General features: G+C 71.8%; 18 protein-coding genes. 11 read left to right on the top strand and 7 right to left on the bottom strand.

What is annotated here, in order from left to right; translation table 11 throughout:
- Positions 1 to 36: 36 nt before the first annotated feature.
- The gene (locus ABJI51_RS09245; protein ID WP_348949177.1) at positions 37 to 741 is read right to left on the bottom strand and encodes a type VII secretion system-associated protein; all 705 of its coding nucleotides are present in this window, start codon (positions 739 to 741) and stop codon (positions 37 to 39) included.
- A gap of 56 nt (positions 742 to 797) precedes the next feature.
- Between ABJI51_RS09245 and ABJI51_RS09240 the strand changes: the two genes are divergently transcribed.
- A complete protein-coding gene (locus ABJI51_RS09240) occupies positions 798 to 1178 on the top strand; it encodes a sterol carrier family protein (RefSeq protein WP_348949175.1) in 381 nt (126 codons plus the stop codon).
- 10 nt (positions 1179 to 1188) lie between these two features.
- Here the strand turns inward: ABJI51_RS09240 and ABJI51_RS09235 are convergent, their stop codons facing one another.
- Positions 1189 to 1986 (bottom strand): SAM-dependent methyltransferase, encoded by a 798-nt coding sequence (locus tag ABJI51_RS09235; protein WP_348949174.1) that lies wholly within the window; start codon positions 1984 to 1986, stop codon positions 1189 to 1191.
- A 199-nt stretch (positions 1987 to 2185) separates the two neighbouring features.
- Here ABJI51_RS09235 and ABJI51_RS09230 point away from each other — a divergent pair, with 199 nt between their 5' ends.
- From ABJI51_RS09230 to arfB, 6 genes are all read left to right on the top strand, one after another.
- On the top strand, positions 2186 to 3064 hold the full coding sequence (locus ABJI51_RS09230) for a helix-turn-helix domain-containing protein (protein ID WP_348949172.1): 879 nt from the start codon (positions 2186 to 2188) through the stop codon (positions 3062 to 3064).
- Between the two features lie 253 nt (positions 3065 to 3317).
- Positions 3318 to 3557, top strand: a complete 240-nt coding sequence (locus tag ABJI51_RS09225; RefSeq protein WP_348949171.1) for a DUF397 domain-containing protein — start codon at positions 3318 to 3320, stop codon at positions 3555 to 3557.
- Positions 3544 to 3849, top strand: a complete 306-nt coding sequence (locus ABJI51_RS09220; protein ID WP_348949169.1) for a hypothetical protein — start codon at positions 3544 to 3546, stop codon at positions 3847 to 3849. The genes ABJI51_RS09225 and ABJI51_RS09220 overlap by 14 nt, the downstream gene beginning before the upstream one ends.
- A 119-nt stretch (positions 3850 to 3968) precedes the next feature.
- A complete protein-coding gene (gene purF, locus ABJI51_RS09215) occupies positions 3969 to 5495 on the top strand; it encodes an amidophosphoribosyltransferase (protein ID WP_348949167.1) in 1527 nt (508 codons plus the stop codon).
- A 30-nt stretch (positions 5496 to 5525) separates the two neighbouring features.
- Positions 5526 to 6596: a phosphoribosylformylglycinamidine cyclo-ligase gene (gene purM / locus ABJI51_RS09210; protein WP_348949165.1), complete on the top strand. Its 1071-nt coding sequence runs from the start codon at positions 5526 to 5528 to the stop codon at positions 6594 to 6596.
- Positions 6597 to 6616: 20 nt separating this feature from the next.
- Entirely contained in the window at positions 6617 to 7033 is a 417-nt protein-coding gene (gene arfB, locus ABJI51_RS09205; RefSeq protein ID WP_348949793.1) for an alternative ribosome rescue aminoacyl-tRNA hydrolase ArfB, read from the top strand.
- Here the strand turns inward: arfB and ABJI51_RS09200 are convergent.
- The 3 genes from ABJI51_RS09200 to ABJI51_RS09190 form a co-directional block, all read right to left on the bottom strand.
- On the bottom strand, positions 7030 to 7782 hold the full coding sequence (locus ABJI51_RS09200; protein WP_348949163.1) for a GNAT family N-acetyltransferase: 753 nt from the start codon (positions 7780 to 7782) through the stop codon (positions 7030 to 7032). The genes arfB and ABJI51_RS09200 overlap by 4 nt on opposite strands.
- A 181-nt stretch (positions 7783 to 7963) precedes the next feature.
- Positions 7964 to 8629 (bottom strand): VanZ family protein, encoded by a 666-nt coding sequence (locus tag ABJI51_RS09195; protein ID WP_348949161.1) that lies wholly within the window; start codon positions 8627 to 8629, stop codon positions 7964 to 7966.
- A gap of 269 nt (positions 8630 to 8898) precedes the next feature.
- Entirely contained in the window at positions 8899 to 9804 is a 906-nt protein-coding gene (locus ABJI51_RS09190; RefSeq protein WP_348949159.1) for a Gfo/Idh/MocA family protein, read from the bottom strand.
- Between the two features lie 77 nt (positions 9805 to 9881).
- Between ABJI51_RS09190 and ABJI51_RS09185 the strand changes: the two genes are divergently transcribed.
- The 4 genes from ABJI51_RS09185 (at position 9882) to ABJI51_RS09170 (ending at position 14988) form a co-directional block, all read left to right on the top strand.
- Entirely contained in the window at positions 9882 to 10514 is a 633-nt protein-coding gene (locus ABJI51_RS09185) for a hypothetical protein (protein WP_348949157.1), read from the top strand.
- Positions 10504 to 11568, top strand: a complete 1065-nt coding sequence (locus ABJI51_RS09180) for a CbiQ family ECF transporter T component (protein ID WP_348949155.1) — start codon at positions 10504 to 10506, stop codon at positions 11566 to 11568. Before ABJI51_RS09185 ends, ABJI51_RS09180 begins: the two co-directional genes overlap by 11 nt.
- Positions 11565 to 13163, top strand: coding sequence for an ABC transporter ATP-binding protein (locus ABJI51_RS09175; RefSeq protein WP_348949153.1), 1599 nt, complete (start codon positions 11565 to 11567; stop codon positions 13161 to 13163). Before ABJI51_RS09180 ends, ABJI51_RS09175 begins: the two co-directional genes overlap by 4 nt.
- 1000 nt (positions 13164 to 14163) lie before the next feature.
- Positions 14164 to 14988, top strand: a complete 825-nt coding sequence (locus ABJI51_RS09170) for an ECF transporter S component family protein (RefSeq protein ID WP_348949151.1) — start codon at positions 14164 to 14166, stop codon at positions 14986 to 14988.
- Here the strand turns inward: ABJI51_RS09170 and ABJI51_RS09165 are convergent.
- Positions 14970 to 15866 carry an alpha/beta fold hydrolase gene (locus ABJI51_RS09165; protein ID WP_348949149.1) on the bottom strand — a complete coding sequence of 299 codons (897 nt, stop codon included), beginning with the start codon at positions 15864 to 15866 and terminating at the stop codon, positions 14970 to 14972. The genes ABJI51_RS09170 and ABJI51_RS09165 overlap by 19 nt on opposite strands.
- 94 nt (positions 15867 to 15960) lie before the next feature.
- On the bottom strand, positions 15961 to 16815 hold the full coding sequence (locus ABJI51_RS09160; protein WP_348949147.1) for a 3-hydroxybutyryl-CoA dehydrogenase: 855 nt from the start codon (positions 16813 to 16815) through the stop codon (positions 15961 to 15963).
- Between the last annotated feature and the right edge of the window lie 54 nt (positions 16816 to 16869).

The raw sequence follows: 16869 nt of genomic DNA, 5'->3' as shown, positions 1-16869 counted from the left end.
GCGGACCGGCGGCGGGCTCGGAAGACGCCCTCCAGGTCAGCGGCGTTCGTCGGCGAGGGCCTTCAGCAGGTGCTCGGCAGGCACCACGGCCGTGATGAGGTCGTGCGGGTTGATCGCGACCGGGTGGCCGCCGAGCAGGCCGACGATGTCGCGGCCGAGGACCGCGCGGGCGTGCGGCCACTCGCGCGGCACCAGTGCCTTGCGCGTGTACGCCGGGACCATGACGCGGCCGTCGGCGTTGTGGAAGCCGATGACCGTCCGCTGCACCGGCGACATCGCGTAGACGAACAGCGTCGCGTCGAGCACCACGCGCGGCAGGTCCGACGCCGGGCGGTGCTCGGTGCGGACGAGCTGGAGCAGCTGCTCGAGGTCGTTGGCGGGCTCCGGGAAGCCGAGCGCCTTGGGCGAGGGCCGGTAGCGGTCGTTGGGGTGGAAGTCCGCCACGACGTCGCCCGCCCCGTTCACCGGGTAGGCGCCGACGACCGCCCAGGACGGGACCGGACCGTTCGGGTCGAACGCTTCGTCGATGACGTACAGCCAGCTGTTGGGGTTGGCGCGGGCGTTCGCGCGCATCTCCGCGGTGATCTCCGGCGTGCCGTGCTTGCCGGAGCGCCGTGCCTGCTGGCCTTCGCGCCGCGCGGCGCGGTTGTGCTTGCCGTGCCTGCCGGGGCGATCGGCTCCGCTTCCGGTGGGCTGCTGCGAAACCATCCGATCCGCCTCGTCCCGCTGCGCCATCGTCATCCCCACGTTCTCGGGTGTGCCTGAAAAGTCTTGGTGCGCCACTCTACTGTTTGCCCATGGCCTCTTCGCGTTCGGTCGACCCCGGACAGTTACGTGCGGCGGTGCTGGCGATTTCCCCGTGGTTGCAGGGCGACGCGCCCGATCCGGCGCGGCCGGAACTCGCGGCGGCGGTCCGCCTCAGCCTGCGTGCGCTGGCGGCGGACGCGCCGGGGCGCACGGTCGAAGTCCGCGTTCCGCCGTTCGCGGCGGTGCAGTGCGTGGAGGGGCCGCGGCACACCCGCGGCACCCCGCCGAACGTGGTCGAGACGGACCCGCGCACGTGGCTCGAACTGGCCACGGGCGTCCTGGACTGGACCACGGCGGTGGCGGACGGCCGGGTGTCCGCATCGGGCACCCGGGCCGACCTTTCCCACTGGCTCCCCCTCGTCCGTCTCTGACGGACGGGAGTTACGGCTTGCGGCCGATGCCGCCGGCGATCGTCCGCTGTGCCACGTTCAGTTCCTTCAGCCGCGGTCCGTCCGGCCACCAGTCGGCGCAGCGGACGACGCCGGGGGGCACCATCTCGAGGCCGGGGAAGAGGTCCTCGATCTCCTTCTGGGTCCGGAACGTCCCCGAGCCCATCGGGCTGTGCAGGAAGAACTCCTCCATGCGGCGGGCGGTCGCGGAATCCTCGTCCTCGGGGTCGAAGAAGTGCGAAATCGCCACGTACGAACCCGACGGCAGCGCGTCGACGTACTCCTTCATGATCTCCGCCGGCCGCTCGTGCGGGCCGTTGTAGTGGTGCAGCGTGCCGAGCTGGAGGAACGCCACCGGCTGCGAGAAGTCGATGTGCTGCCGGACGACCTCGTTCTCGAGGATCCGCTGCGGCTCGAAGATGTCCTCGGCGACGAAGTGGGTGTTCTCGTTCTCCTCCAGCAGCGCGCGGCCGTGGGCCAGCACCACCGGGTCGTTGTCGATGTAGACGACCTTGATCTCCGGGTTGATCCGCTGGACGACCTGGTGGGTGTTCTCGGCGGTCGGCAGGCCGGAGCCGCAGTCGAGGAACTGCGTGATGCCGGTCTGGCCGGCGAGGAACCGGCAGGCCCGGATGAGGAAGCCGCGGTTTTCGAACGCGAGGTCCTGTGCCTCCGGTGCGGCCTTCTGCACCTTGTGCAGGACCTCCCGGTCGATCTCGTAGTTGTCCTTCCCGAGCAGGAAGGCGTCGTACACGCGCGCGATGCTCGCTCGGGTCGGGTCGACCCCCACGGGAACTCGTTCGGTCCGGGTCGCGGCGTCGGGCATGATGAACCTCGCAAGTTCTGTGTCGAAAGTCTCGTACTCTACGTAGAGTAGGACTCCACACGCACGCGGTAAACCGGGTCACCTCTTTGCGCAGGACGGCCCAACGTGTACTTTCGGTAGTCGGGCTAGAACCCCCTGGTGACGTGAGTGCGGAAGGTCCGGGATGAACGCGGTGAACGCGTCCAGTGGCGAGCAGAACATCGGCCCGACGGCGCGCCGGATGATCCTGGGCTCACAGCTGCGCCGCCTCCGTGAAGAGGCCGGGATCACCCGCCAGCAGGCCGGCTACAACATCCGCGGCTCCGAGTCGAAGATCAGCAGGCTGGAGCTGGGCCGGGTCGGGTTCAAGGAACGCGACGTCACCGACCTGCTGACGATGTACGGCGTCGACGACCCCACCGAGCGCCAGATCTTCCTGGACATGGTCAAGCAGCCGAACGAGCCGGGCTGGTGGCGGCGGTTCGGCGAGACCATGCCGAACTGGTTCACCGACCTGGTCGGCCTGGAGGAGGCCGCCGCGCGCATCCAGATCTGGGAGCCGATCTACGTGTCGGGCCTGCTCCAGATCGAGCCGTACGCGCGGGCGATCTTCAGCCACGGCCGCCCGGAGATGGCCGACGAGCGCGTCGACCAGCTGGTCGCGCTGCGGATGCGGCGGCAGAAGATGTTCAGCAGACCGGACGCGCCCCGGGTGTGGATGGTGCTCGACCAGTCGGTGCTGTACCGGCCGATCGGCGGCATCAAGGTCCTCAAACAGCAGATCGAATACCTGCTGGAAATGAGCGCGCTGCCGCACGTGTCGATCCAGGTGCTGCCGTACGAGCGCAGCGGGCTGTCCGCCGAACACGCGTTTTCGCTGCTGCGGTTCGGCGAGCCGGAACTGCCGAACATCGCCTACGTCGAGTACCTGACCGGCGCGCACTACATCGAGAAGCGCGAAGAGATCGAAAAGTACAGCCGCGCGCTCGACATGCTGGCGGTCGACGCGGAGACTCCGGAGCGCAGCCGCGCGATGCTCGCGAAGCGGCGCCAGGAGATCTAGAAACCCTTGCCTGTACCCGATTCGGCGGTGCCGAGGTGTGCCCGCTGACCGGTAACTTGGCGTAGCGATTAACCCGTTGGGACGAGTACCTGTCACCCGATAGGTTAGCGCTGACCGGCTGTTTCTTTACCGTCCGAGAACTTTGCAAGAAATTCTGCACGTGCATTTACCGCTGCACTCTCACGTGCTAGCCTCGGACACGCGGGCAAATGCACATGCATATGCATCGCTATCCGCTTCGAGAGGTGGGATCATGGCTGAGCGATTCGAGAACGGCATCCCGGCTGATCGGCTGACCGGTGCCCAGTGGCGCAAGGCGAGCTACAGCAACTTCAACGGCAACTGCGTCGAGGTCGCCCCGCTGGCCAACGGCGAGATCGCGATGCGCAACTCGCGCTTCCCGACCGGCCCGGCGCTGGTCTACACGCGTGCCGAGATGGCCGCGTTCCTGGCGGGCGCGAAGGACGGTGAATTCGACGATGTCCTCGGCTGAGGCCGTCGCACCCGTCTTCGACATCGAAACCGGACTGCAGGAACTGGTGGCCCGCGGCTACCAGTTCGTCCACCCCGCCGACGAGCGCGGCGAGGTCGTCGCCGTCGTCGGTGTGCGCGTGCACGACGACGTGGTGGACGTCGTCCGGCTGAACGCCGAAGACGACGTGGTCGCGACCCGGATGCCCGGCACGGAGGAGAACATCTTCGAGCCGGAGCGGTGGCTGTGGCGCCGCCGCGGTGACGGTGCCCAAGTGCTCACGGAGATCCTCTCGCTGCCCGACGCGTGCTGACTCCGCGAAGGCCCAAGGCCCTGTCCGAAGTGGTCAGAACCACGTCGGGCGGGGCCTGGCTCATGCCGGGACCGTTTACACTGAATCCGGCCTGACCACGTCTTCCCAGGAGCTCTTCGGTGGTTTCCGACCCCCAGCTCGTGTCCGACCAGCCCGAACCGGAACCCCGTGAGGAGTGTGGCGTCTTCGGCGTCTGGGCTCCCGGGGAAGAAGTAGCGAAGCTCACCTACTACGGCCTCTACGCCCTGCAGCACCGCGGGCAGGAGGCGGCCGGCATCTCCGTCTCCGACGGCTCCCAGATCGTGGTCTTCAAGGACCTCGGCCTGGTCAGCCAGGTGTTCGACGAGCAGATCCTGCAGTCGCTGCAGGGCCACATCGCCGTCGGGCACTGCCGGTACTCGACCACCGGCGCGACCATCTGGGAGAACGCCCAGCCGATCTTCCGCACCACCGAGACCGGCAGCGGCCTGTCCTTCGCGCACAACGGCAACCTGGTGAACACCGCCGAGCTGCGGGAACGCACCATCGAAGCGGGGCTGAAGCCGCACGCGGGCCTGACCGGCTCGTCCAGCGACTCCGACCTCATCTGCGGCCTGCTCGCCGCGAACGCCGCCGACAAGGGCATCGAGGCCGCGGCCATGGAGCTGCTGCCCACCCTGAAGGGTGCGTTCTGCCTGGTGTTCTCCGACGAGAACACCCTGTACGCCGCCCGCGACCCGCACGGAGTTCACCCGTTGGTGCTCGGCCGCCTCGAACGCGGCTGGGTCGTCTCCAGCGAGACGGCGGGTCTCGACATCGTCGGCGCGTCGTTCGTCCGCGAGATCGAGCCGGGCGAGCTGATCGCCATCGACGCCGAGGGCCTGCGGTCCTCGCGGTTCGCGAACCCGGACCCCAAGGGCTGCGTCTTCGAGTACGTCTACCTGGCCCGCCCCGACACGACGATCGCCGGCCGCGGCGTGCACGCCACCCGCGTCGAGATCGGCCGCCGCCTGGCCGCCGAGCAGCCGGTCGAGGCCGACCTGGTCATGCCGGTGCCCGAGTCGGGCACCCCGGCCGCGATCGGGTACGCGCAGGGCTCCGGCATTCCCTACGGCACCGGCCTGGTGAAGAACGCCTACGTCGGGCGCACGTTCATCCAGCCGTCGCAGACCATCCGCCAGCTGGGCATCCGGCTCAAGCTGAACCCGCTGCGCGACGTCATCCGCGGCAAGCGCCTGGTGGTGGTGGACGACTCGATCGTCCGCGGCAACACCCAGCGCGCGCTCGTCCGGATGCTGCGGGAGGCGGGCGCGCTCGAGGTGCACGTCCGGATCGCGTCGCCGCCGGTGCGCTGGCCGTGCTTCTACGGCATCGACTTCGCGTCGCGGGCCGAACTGGTCGCCAACGGCGTCGACCTCGACGGCATCCGCCGCTCGATCGGGGCCGACTCCCTGGGCTACATTTCCCTGGACGGCCTGGTCGCGGCCGCGGAACAGCCGAAGTCGCGGCTGTGCACGGCGTGCTTCTCCGGCGAGTACCCGATCCCGCTGCCGGAGGACGCGCTGATCGGGAAGCACCTGCTCGAAAGCCTCGACGCGGTCAATGGCGCGGCGACCCCGGTCAGCCCCGCCGGGTACGGTGCCGAAGACGCCGTCCGGCGTCCCTGAACAGTCCTTCCAGTAGGGAGTCCTTCCACCGTGAGCGAGTCCACGAGCGCCACGTACGCCGCCGCCGGCGTCAGCATCGAGGCCGGCGACCAAGCCGTCGAGCTGCTCAAGCCGCACGCCGAGCGGGCAACGCGGCCCGAGGTCATGGGTGGTGTCGGCGGTTTCGCCGGGCTCTTCTCCCTGAAGCTCGACAAGTGGAAGGAGCCGGTGCTCGCGTCGTCGACCGACGGCGTCGGCACCAAGATCGCGGTCGCGCAGGCGCTCGACAAGCACGACACGGTCGGCATCGACCTGGTCGCCATGGTGGTCGACGACCTGGTCGTGACCGGCGCCGAGCCGCTGTTCCTCCAGGACTACATCGCCGTCGGCAAGGTCCAGCCGGAGAAGGTCGCCGCGCTGGTCGGCGGCATCGCCGAGGGCTGTGTCCTGGCCGGCTGCGCGCTGCTCGGCGGCGAGACCGCCGAGCACCCCGGCCTGATGGGCGAGCACGACTACGACCTGTCGGCCACCGGCGTCGGCGTGGTCGAGGCGTCCGCGCTGCTCGGCCCGGAGAAGGTCCGCCCGGGTGACGTCGTGCTCGCGCTCGGCTCGTCCGGCCTGCACTCCAACGGCTACTCGCTGGCCCGGCACGTGCTGCTGGACATCGCGCGGATGCCGCTGGAGGGGCATGTCGAGGAGTTCGACCGCACCCTCGGCGAGGAGCTGCTGGAGCCGACGCGGATCTACGCGAAGGACTGCCTGGCGCTCGCCGCCGAGACCGAGGTCCGCACGTTCGCGCACATCACCGGCGGTGGCCTGGAGGCCAACCTCGCCCGCGTCATGCCGCGTGGCCTGGTCGCCCGGCTCGACCGCGGCACCTGGACCCCGGCGCCGGTGTTCGCGCTGATCGGCCAGCGCGGCAAGGTCGAGCGGGCCGAGCTGGAGAAGACGTTCAACATGGGCGTCGGCATGGTCGCGATCGTCGGCGCGGACGACGTCGACCGGGCGCTGGCCATGCTCACCGCGCGGCACGTCCCGGCCTGGGTGCTGGGCGAGGTCCAGCCTGCCGAGGACGTCGACGGCCCGCGCGCGGTGCTCTCGGGCGACCACCCGCGGTTCTGACGGTGGCGGCCACCGGTGACGTGGTGGTCGGCTCCCGGTTCGTGATCCCGGAGGCCGAGCTGAGCGAGCGCTTCTCGCGCTCGTCCGGCCCGGGCGGCCAGGGCGTCAACACGACGGACTCGCGGGTGGAGCTGTCGTTCGACGTGGCCGCGTCGCCGTCGATCCCGGACCACCTGCGCGAGCGGGTGCTGGCGGCGCTGGCGTCCCGGCTGGTCGACGGCGTCCTGACGATCGCGGCCAGTGAGCATCGCTCCCAGCTGCAGAACCGCGAGGCGGCCCGTGGCCGCCTCGCGAACCTGCTGCTGGACGCGTCGGCGCCACCGCCGCCCAAGCGGCGCCCCACCAAGCCGTCCCGCGGCTCGAAGGAGCGCCGCCTGGCGTCGAAGAAGCGCCGGAGCGACGTCAAGCGTGGTCGCTCCGGCCGCTTCGAGGACTAGCCGAAGGACAGGTGCACGCACTCCCCGGCAGGCCGGTAGCCGACCCGGGCGTAGACGTTCCCGATCCCCAGGTCACCGGGGGTGAGGAACGCCGTGTGCGCCCCGGCCTCGTGGACCTCGCGGGTGAGCCGGGCGGTGAGTGCCGCGGCGATCCCGCGCCCGCGGTAGGCGTCGAGCACGCCGATCCCGGCGATTTCGGTGGTGGCATCGACGATTTCGAGAGCGAGCCCGCCGCCGACCACCACGCCGGTTTCGGTGTCCTCGGCCAGGACGTGCCGCACCCCGGCGTCGATTCCGGCCTCGAGGCGCGCGACCTCGTCGTCGCCGATTTCCGCCGGCTCGCCGTACGCGGTGTTCTGCGCCGACCGCATCCGCCGGAGGTCCTCGGCGGACTCCGGCGCGCGCAGCCGGATTCCCGGCGGCACCGGGCGGTCGGCCCGCTCGGCGGGCGTGCACGTCATCAGCGGCACCCGCCGCTCCAGCGTGTACCCCGCGCCGGCCAGGAGTTTCTCCAGGCCGGGGGCGACGTCGGTGAAGTACTCCAGCCGCGGGAGCAGGCCCCGCCGCCGGTACGCCCCGGTCAGCGCGTCGATCTCGGCCGCCGTCGGCTCGGCGCCGTCGTCCGGGATCGCGTAGTTGAGCATCGGGTGGGTGGTGTCCGGCGAGTAGGTGGCCAGGAACGGGCCGATCCGCTCGGTCGTCCGGCCGCGGGGTGCCGTCCTGCGGACATACGTCTGGATAGCAGACATTGCTGGTGAAAGCCCTTTCAAGAGCGCGTCAAGGAACCGCAGCCACGAACCGGGCATGCGGGCGGAACGCTGGGCGCCGGGCCTAGCGAGGGCCGGCGCCGGAGGCGGCGCCAGGCATAGGCGGTCATTCCTTGACTCGAAGGGGCTCTTCCGGCCCAGTTTCGCACGGGCCGCAACCGGATTATTGACGCTCCGGGTGCGCGATGGCCGCGTAGCGCTTGTCCCACACCGAACGCGGCACCCGCAGGGTGAGCGTCGGCGCTTCGCAGATGGTGCGCCGCGGCGACGGGATCACCACCGGCACCACCACCGGGACCGGCGGCACGTCGAGCCAGCGCCAGCCGCGGCGGCTGAGTGCGGCGCCGAGCGTCGCGCCGACGGTGTTCAGCAGGACGTCGTCGGTCGAGGTCACGCGGCCGTCGTGGATCAGATATTGCGTGCCTTCCACCAGCACGGACGCGACCAGCGCGGCCAGCGCGACCCGCAGCAGCGTGCGCAGCCGGCGCACCCGCATCGGCAGCAGCGCGCCGAGCGGGCACAGCAGCAGGACGTTGCCGATCACCTGCCAGAGTGAACCGTCGTTGCCGAACGCGGCCGTGATGTCGGCGCCGGGCACGAGGTCGAGCGTGCTCTCGGCGGAGTCGCCGACGGGCATCGTGACCAGGCACAACACCAGGAAGGCGACGAGGCAGGCCGCGCTGTCGACGCCGGCCGTCGCGGTCGCGTAGCGGACGGGCAGTCTTCGGCGGCGCCGGGCCGCGAGCAGTGGCCAGCCGATCAGCGCGTACGGCAGAGCGACGGCCGAAACCGGAATCATCCCCCAGAAGGCGCGCAGCAGGGCTTCCATGCGCCTCCCTTCCCGAACCCCTGAAAAGATCTTCGATGCGCGATTAGACGGCCCCTCCCAAGATCACCTTCGCATCACAAGATCGACTCGGCAGTCCGAGCGGACCGCACTATTCGGTGATCTTTCCGGTGGCGCAGTTTGTCCGCACGTGGTTCGGTCAGGGGGTGCACTGTCCATTGTGGAGATTGTGGACAACCCTGTGGAAGAATTCGGGGATTAATCCGGAAAGCGTTGCAGCACAAGAAAAACGCGTGGTGCGCGGCTGTGTACTACTCGGCGAGCCTGCGGGCCTGGTCGAGCAGTTTCTGCAAGTGCAGGCCACGCCGGACGTCACACGGGTGGGTTGTCGTGCCACTCGCGATCATCGCCGCGAAGTCGTCCAGCAGTGCCGTGTAGGACTCCTGCGCCGAGCCCGGTTTGCGGCCCAGCGTCCGGTAGCCGTGCTGCCCCCAGACGGCGACCTCGACGACGGTCGGCTGCACCGGCAGCCGCAGCGAAAGCGTGGCGGTGCTGATCACGCCGCCGTCGTGGGCCAGCATCAGGTGCCAGAGATCGCCGGGGCTCTGCCGCGCCGCGACGACCTCGGTGATCGGGCCGAGCGCCGCGTCCAGCATGTCGAGCGCGTGCGGGCCGATGTCGAACAGTGCGCCGCCGTCGTCCTGACGCCACGCCGAAGCCGCGTACTGGCCGCCGAGCAGGGCGCCGGACAGCCAGCGCGCGCCGCCGCCCGCCCAGCCGCCCGCCTGCGCGAGCCCGGCGAGCCACTCCTGCGTCTGCGCCGAGAAGCGCAGGGTCAGCACGACGAGCGCGGCGACACCCGCGTCGGCGACCGCGTCGGCCAGCCGCTGCGCGCCCTCGAGGTCGGCGGCGATCGGCTTCTCGAGGATCAGGTGCTTCCCGGCCTCGGCCGCGCGCACGCCCAGCTCCGCCTGGATGGACGGCGGGACGGCGAACGCCACCGCGTCCACCTGCTCGAACAGCTCCTCGACGCTGCCCGCGGCGGTCGCGCAGTGCGTCTCCGCAAGCGCTTGCGCCGCCTCCGGCCGCCGGGCCCAGACCGCGGTGAGCGCGGTGCCGGGATGGTCCGCGAGGCCGGGCGCGTGGATCGTCGTCGCCCACGGGCCGGCGCCGATCAGGCCGACGCGCAGCTGTCCGTCCGCGATGAGCTGTCCCACGGCCCGCAGTCTAGGTGTGGCCCGCGTCGCGCCGGAACCGCACCTGCGGCAGGCCCCGCCCTGGCTAAAGTGCCTGCATGATCGCCTCTCGCCTGGCCCGTCTCGTCACCGCCTCCGCCGTGCTGCTCGGCGCCTGCCTCGCCGGCGCCGCCCCCGCTTCGGCGACGGGCACGGACGGGGCCTGCCCCGAAGGCGGCGGCGTCACGGTGGTCGTCGACTTCGGCGACCTGGGCCCCGCGCCCGTCGTCCGCTGCGCGCCCGGGACGCCCGCGAACGGCATCGCGGCCCTGCAGGAAGCCGGGATCGAGGTCGCCGGCTCGCAGAAGTACGGCCTCGCCGTGGCCTGCCGGATCAACGGCAAGCCCGGCCCCGACGTCGAGTCCTGCGCGGGGATGCCGTCGGCCACGGCGTACTGGAGCTATTGGCACGCCTCGGCGGGCGGGAGCTGGACGTCGAGCCAGGAAGGCGCCCAGACGGCGAAGCCGGCGCCCGGCTCGTTCGAGGGATGGGCGTTCGCGCGCCCGAAGTCGGCGAACGACCTGCCGTCCCCGCCGCGCATCGCCCCCGTGCGGCAGGCGTCCGCGCCGGCTTCCGCGCCCGCCGACCAGGGCGGCAGCTCGTTCCCGTGGGACGTGGTGGTCGGCGCCCTGGTGATCGTGGTCATCGGCGTCGCGGGAACCCTCGTCGCCCGCCGCCGGCGTGCGCAGTAGGGCACTGCACCCCGGCGCCTGGTGGGTCTGGGCGCTCGCGCTGGCCGTCGCCGCCAGCCGCACGACCAACCCGCTGCTGCTCGGCCTGATCATCGCGGTGGCCGGCTTCGTCGTCGCGAACCGCCGGAGTGACGCGCCGTGGGCGCTGGCCTTCCGGCTGTACGCGTACGTCGGCGCGTTCGTCGTCGCGTCGCGCGTGCTGTTCCGGATCGTGGTCGGCGGCGAAGACGGCGGGCACGTGCTGTTCACGCTGCCGCGGATCGCGCTCACCCCGGGGTTCTCCCTGTTCGGTCCCGCGTCGGCGGAGGAACTGCTCGGCGGGTTCTACGACGGCCTGCGGCTGGCGGCGATGGTCGTCTGCATCGGCGCGGCGAACGCACTGGCCAACCCGAAACGCCTGCTCAAAGCGGTGCCGGGCGCCCTGTACGAGGTCGGGACGGCGGTGACCGTGGCGTTGACGGTGGCGCCACAGCTGGTCGAGAGCGTCCAGCGAGTCCGGCGGGCCCGGCGGCTGCGGGCCGGCCGGACTCGCGGCCTGCGGGCGGTCCGGGGCATCGTGGTCCCGGTGCTGGAGGACGCGATGAACCGGTCGCTGCAGCTCGCGGCGGCAATGGACTCCCGTGGCTACGGCCGCCGGGCGTACCTGAGTCCTAGCCTGCGGGCCGCCATCGCCGGGTGCGTGCTCGGCGGGCTGGCCGGGGTCTGCGTCGGCGTCTACGGCGTGCTCGACGGGACGTCGACGTGGCTCGGCGTGCCGCTGCTGGCGGCCGGGCTGGCCGTGGCGGTGGCCGGCTTCGTCCTCGGCGGGCGGCGCGTGCGGCGGACGGCGTACCGGCCGGATCCGTGGGGTCGTCCCGAGACGCTGGTCGTGGTCGCCGGGGTGGGCGCGTGCGTGCTGCTGTTCGTCACCGCGCGGATCGACCCGGGGAACCTCTACCCGTCGCTGAGCCCGTTGCGCTGGCCCGGGGTTTCCTGGGTGCACGTGGTGTCCCTGCTGATCGCGGTGCTGCCGGCCTGGCTGGCGCCGCCCCCGGTGTCGGAGGTCGTCCGGTGATCGAGTTCTCGCGGGTCACGGTGACCTACCCGGACGCGGCGCGGCCGGTGCTGGCGGACGTCTCGCTGCGGATCGAGGAAGGCGAGCTGTGCCTGGTCGCGGGCCCGACGGGCGCGGGGAAGTCGACGTTCCTCGGCGCGCTCAACGGGCTCGTCCCGCACTTCACCGGCGGACGGCTGGCGGGCCGGGTGGTGGTCGCCGGGCATGACACTTCCTTGTACCCGCCCCGGGAACTGGCCTCGGTGGTCGGCGTCGTCGGGCAGGACCCGCTGGCCGGGTTCGTCACGGACACCGTCGAGGAAGAGCTGGCGTACGCGATGGAGCAGCTGGCGGTCCCGCCGGACGTCATGCGCAAGCGGGTCGAGGAAACCCTGGACCTGATGGGGATCGCGGACCTGCGCCACCGTCCACTTCGGACGCTGTCGGGCGGGCAGCAGCAGCGTGTCGCGATCGGCTCGGTGCTGACGGCGCACCCGTCGGTGCTGGTCCTCGACGAGCCGACGTCGGCACTGGACCCGACGGCGGCCGAGGACGTGCTCGCGGCGATCACGCGGCTGGTGCACGACCTGGGGACGACGGTGATCGTGGCGGAGCACCGGATGGAGCGCGTGGCGCAGTACGCGGACCGGTTGTTGTACCTGCCGGGCGACGGTTCGGTGCGCTCCGGGACGCCCTCGGAAATCCTGGCGACCTCGGAGATCGCGCCCCCGATCGCCGAGCTGGGGCGGCTCGCGGGGTGGTCGCCGCTGCCGCTGTCGGTACGGGACGCACGGCGTCTGGCCGGGCCGCTGCGCTCGCGGCTTCCGGAATTGTCGGTGGGTGGGGGTAGCTTCTCGGTGACCGGTCCGGCACTGGACGTGAGAGGGGTGGTGGTGCGATACGGAGATGTCCTGGCGGTACGCGGGGTCGACCTGCGTGTCGGACCGGGGGAGACAGTCGCGCTGATGGGACGCAACGGCTCCGGCAAGTCGTCGCTTCTCTGGGCGGTGCAGGGCAGTGGCCCGAGGTCGGCGGGGAAGGTCGACGTCGGCGGCGCGGACCCGGCATCGCTCAAGCCACGAGCGGCCCGTCGGCGCGTGGGGCTGGTCCCGCAGACCCCGGCCGACCTGCTGTACCTCGATTCGGTGGACGCCGAGTGCGCACAGGCGGACACCGAATCGGAGGTCCCGGCAGGGACGGCCCGCGGCCTGCTGGACCGGCTCGCCCCCGGAATCGCCGGTGAAGCGCACCCCGGCGACCTCTCGGAAGGGCAGCGACTGGCGCTGGTGCTGGCGGTCCAGCTGGCGGCGGCCCCACCGGTGGTCCTGCTCGACGAGCCGACCCGCGGCCTCGACTACCACGCGAAGAAGCGCTTCGCCACGGTCCTGCGAGAGCTGGCCTCGCAGGACCGGGCGGTGCTGCTCTCGACCCACGACGTGGAGTTCGTGGCAACGGTGGCGGATCGCGTGGTGGTCATGGCAGAGGGAGAGGTGGTCGCCGACGGCCCGGCAAGGGAGGTGGTCGTCGCCTCCCCGGCGTTCGCCCCGCAGGTGGCGAAGATCCTCGCCCCCCAGCCCTGGCTGACGGTGGACGAGGTCGCGGAGGCATTGAAGTGAGGCGCCCGCCGGCCGCGCGGCACCAGCCAGAGCCGGGCGACGCCTCGCCCCTGCCACCACGCGCCCCGGCGGCGGTCGTCGGTGCTCCGGGCATGCGGCCGCGTGGCGGCGTGGCCGGAGTCGCCGAGCGCCTCGGCGTGCCTCGGTGTCTCGGCGTGGTGGTCGCCGGTGCCGGGGTCAGGTCTTGTGGCGGCGTGGCCGGAGTTGCCGAGCGCCTCGGCGCGTCTCGGTGTCTCGGCGTGGTGGTCGCCGGTGCCGGGGTCAGGTCTTGTGGCGGCGTGGCCGGAGTTGCCGAGCGCCTCGGCGCGTCTCGGTGTCTCGGCGTGGTGGTCGCCGGTGCCGGGGTCAGGTCTTGTGGCGGCGTGGCCGGAGTTGCCGAGCGCCTCGGCGCGTCTCGGTGTCTCGGCGTGGTGGTCGCGGGTGCCGGGGTCAGGTCTTGTGGCGGCGTGGCCGGAGTTGCCGAGCGCCTCGGCGCGTCTCGGTGTGTCCGTGTGGTGGTCGCGGGTGCCGGGGTCAGGTCTTGTGGCGGCGTGGCCGGAGTTGCCGAGCGCCTCGGCGCGTCTCGGTGTGTCCGCGTGGTGGTCGCCGGTGCCGGGGTCAGGTCTTGTGGCGGCGTGGCCGGAGTTGCCGAGCGCCCTGGCGCGTCTCGGTGTGTCCGCGTGGTGGTCGCGGGTGCCGCGGTCAGGTCTTGTGGCGGCATGTCCGGAGCTGCCCGGCGTCCCGGCGCGCTTCGGTGTCTCCCCGCGGTGGTCGCCGATGTCCCGGCCAGGCCGCGTAGCGGCGCCGCCGAGCGCCCCGGCGTGCCTCGGCGTCTGGCAGCGATCAGCGCCAGGCGGCGGCCCCTCCGTGGCACCCCACCTGGACGGCCGTCCACTCCCGAGGCGGCGAACCCGCCCGGATCCGCCCGGATCGCCGCGCCCACCCCGCCGCACGCTCCAATCCCCGGAGCCGCGCAACCGACTCGACCCCTCCGGGCCTCCGCACCGCCGGAGTCCCCGGCATGACCGAGTTCCTCACCCCGCCTCGCCCCGTCCGGCTCACCCTCAGGCCCGCGCTGGTGCTCACCGTCGCGAGCCTCCTCGGGCTGGCCATGTTCTGCTGGCCGCTGTTCGCGCACCCGCAGCCCAGCGCCGCCGCGCACGGCGCTGATGCTCCGTTCGTCTTCATGGCCACGTTGCCCGTGCTGATCCTCGTCGTGCTGGCCGAGCTTTCCCGCGGGGGCATCGATGCCAAGGCGCTTGCGCTGCTCGGCGTGCTCTCGGCCGTCAATGCCGGGCTGCGGCCGCTCGGGGCCGGGACCGGGGGGATCGAGCTGGTGTTCTTCCTGCTCGTGCTCGCCGGGCGGGTGTTCGGGCCCGGCTTCGGGTTCGTGCTCGGCTCGACGTCGCTGTTCACCTCGGCGCTGCTCACCGCCGGTGTCGGGCCGTGGCTGCCGTTCCAGATGCTGGCCTCTTCGCTCATCGGGCTTGGTGCCGGGTTGCTTCCCCGGGCCCGCGGCAAGGCGGAGATCTTCCTGCTGGTCGCCTACGGTGTGTTCGCCGCCTACTTCTTCGGGCTCCTGATGAGCCTGTGGACGTGGCCGTTCCTCGCCGGCACCGGCACCCAGCTCGGCTTCGTGCCCGGCGCGCCGCCGGCCGACAACCTGCACCGGTTCCTGGCCTTCACGCTCGTGACGTCGACCCTCGGCTGGGACACCGGGCGGGCGATCACCAACGCCGTCGCGATCGTGCTGCTCGGGCCCGCCGTGCTCGCCGTCCTGCGGCGGGCCGCCCGGCGCGCCGCCTTCGAGGCTCCCGTGCGGTTCGATCAGGCCAGCTCGTCGTAGATTCCGGCCAGCTCGGCGAGCTTCCGGGTGTCCGGGACGTGGCTCGTGTCGAGGTCGAACACGCGGAAGCGGTTGCCGGGGGTGGCCGCGTCCGCCTCGCGGATCATGCGGTTCTGCAGGGCGAGCGGGATGACGCGGTCGCGCAGGTGCCGGACGTAGACGCGGGGCACCCGGCCCCAGCGGGTGCGGTCGCCGCGGGCCGGGGTCGAGCCCTTGGCGGGAAGCTCGTCGGGGGCCATGCCGTTGAGGAACGTGAAGAACTCCGCGTCCGTCGCTTCCGCCATGAACGCGTTCTTCGCCGCCGCGAGCAGGGCGCGGTCGGCGGTGCGCCAGTTGCAGCGGATCGCGCCGGTCACCGCCGGGTCCGCGGCGACGAAACCCAGGAGGTCGCCGATGGCCGACGCGGCCGCCTCGGGGGTCTTCAGGTACTCGTCCGGGGTCGGGAGGTCGACGCAGCAGAACGCCGCGTCGTAGACGAGGAGATCGATCAGGTGCGGTACCGCGTCCGCGACCAGGGTGATCGCCGCGCCGCCGATGCTCGCGCCGACCAGGACCACCGGGCCGTGCGCGGCCGCGCGGCGGACGACGTCCACTGTGGCCGCCACCTGGTCCGCCACCGTCACGCCGGCCAGCGGTGACCGCTCGGTCGCGAACGCCGCCAGGTCCTGGGGCGCCTGGTAGGAAAGGCGGAACTGGTGGCCCGCCAGGTCGACCCCGACACCGCGGTGGCCGCGCAGGACCAGCTCGGCCGGCGCGGCCGAGACGCCGTTGGCGCCCGCGGCGAAGACGAACGTCGTCACGCGGTGACCGGGGGACGGCCGCGGGAGGCCGGCGGCGGGAGCGGCTTGGAGGACGGTGCGTCGGGTCGGTTCGGGCATACCCGGCAGTCAAGCGGACCCGGGCGGCGGCGCCCAGCCGACGAAGTCGCCGTCCGGAGCACCGAACGGAGGCCCGGACCGCAACGAAAGTCGATCAGCTGTAGGAGTAGAAGCCCCGGCCGGTCTTCTTGCCGAGCAGGCCCGCGTCCACCATGCGCAGCAGCAGTGGCGGCGACGAGTACAGCGGCTCCTTGAACTCCGCGTACATCGAGTCCGCGATGGCCTTGATGGTGTCCAGCCCGATGAGGTCGGACAGGCGCAGCGGGCCCATCGGGTGGGCCGTGCCCAGCTCCATGCCGCGGTCGATGTCCTCGGCCGAGGCGAAGCCCGACTCGATCATCCGGATCGCCGAGAGCAGGTACGGCACCAGCAGCGAGTTCACGATGAACCCGGCGCGGTCCTGCGAGCGGATCACGGTCTTGCCCAGCGCCGTCGTCGCGTGCTCCTCCGCGCGGCGGGCGGTCTCCTCGCTGGTCAGCAGCGAGGGCACCAGCTCCACCAGCGGCAGCACCGGCACCGGGTTGAAGAAGTGGATGCCGACCACCTGCTGGGGACGGCCCGTCGCCATGCCCAGCTTCATGATCGGGATCGACGACGTGTTGGACGCGAACAGCGCGTCCTCGGCCTCGACGATCTTGTCCAGCTGGCGGAAGACCTCGACCTTCGCCTGCTCCTGCTCGAGGATCGCCTCGATGACGAGTTCGCGGTCGGCGAACTCGGCGATGTCCGTCGTGAACCGGAGCCTGGCCAGCGCCGCGTCGGCGTCCTCGGCCGTGAGCTTGCCGTTCTTGACGCCGCGCTGCAGGGACTTCTCGATGCGTGCCCTGCCCGCGTCGAGCGCCGGCTGGTTCACCTCGGTGACCACGACGTCCAACCCGGACCGTGCGTGCACCTCGGCGATGCCGGAACCCATCAGTCCCGCACCGACGACGCCAACCCGACTTACCACCGGTTCACTCCTTCATCGCTTCGCAGCCCCGCGTGCTGGTGGGCACGACTGTGG

Source organism: Amycolatopsis melonis (genome assembly GCF_040064235.1).
GTDB classification, from domain to species: domain Bacteria; phylum Actinomycetota; class Actinomycetes; order Mycobacteriales; family Pseudonocardiaceae; genus Amycolatopsis; species Amycolatopsis melonis.
This window is presented reverse-complemented; position numbering and strand designations above follow the sequence as displayed.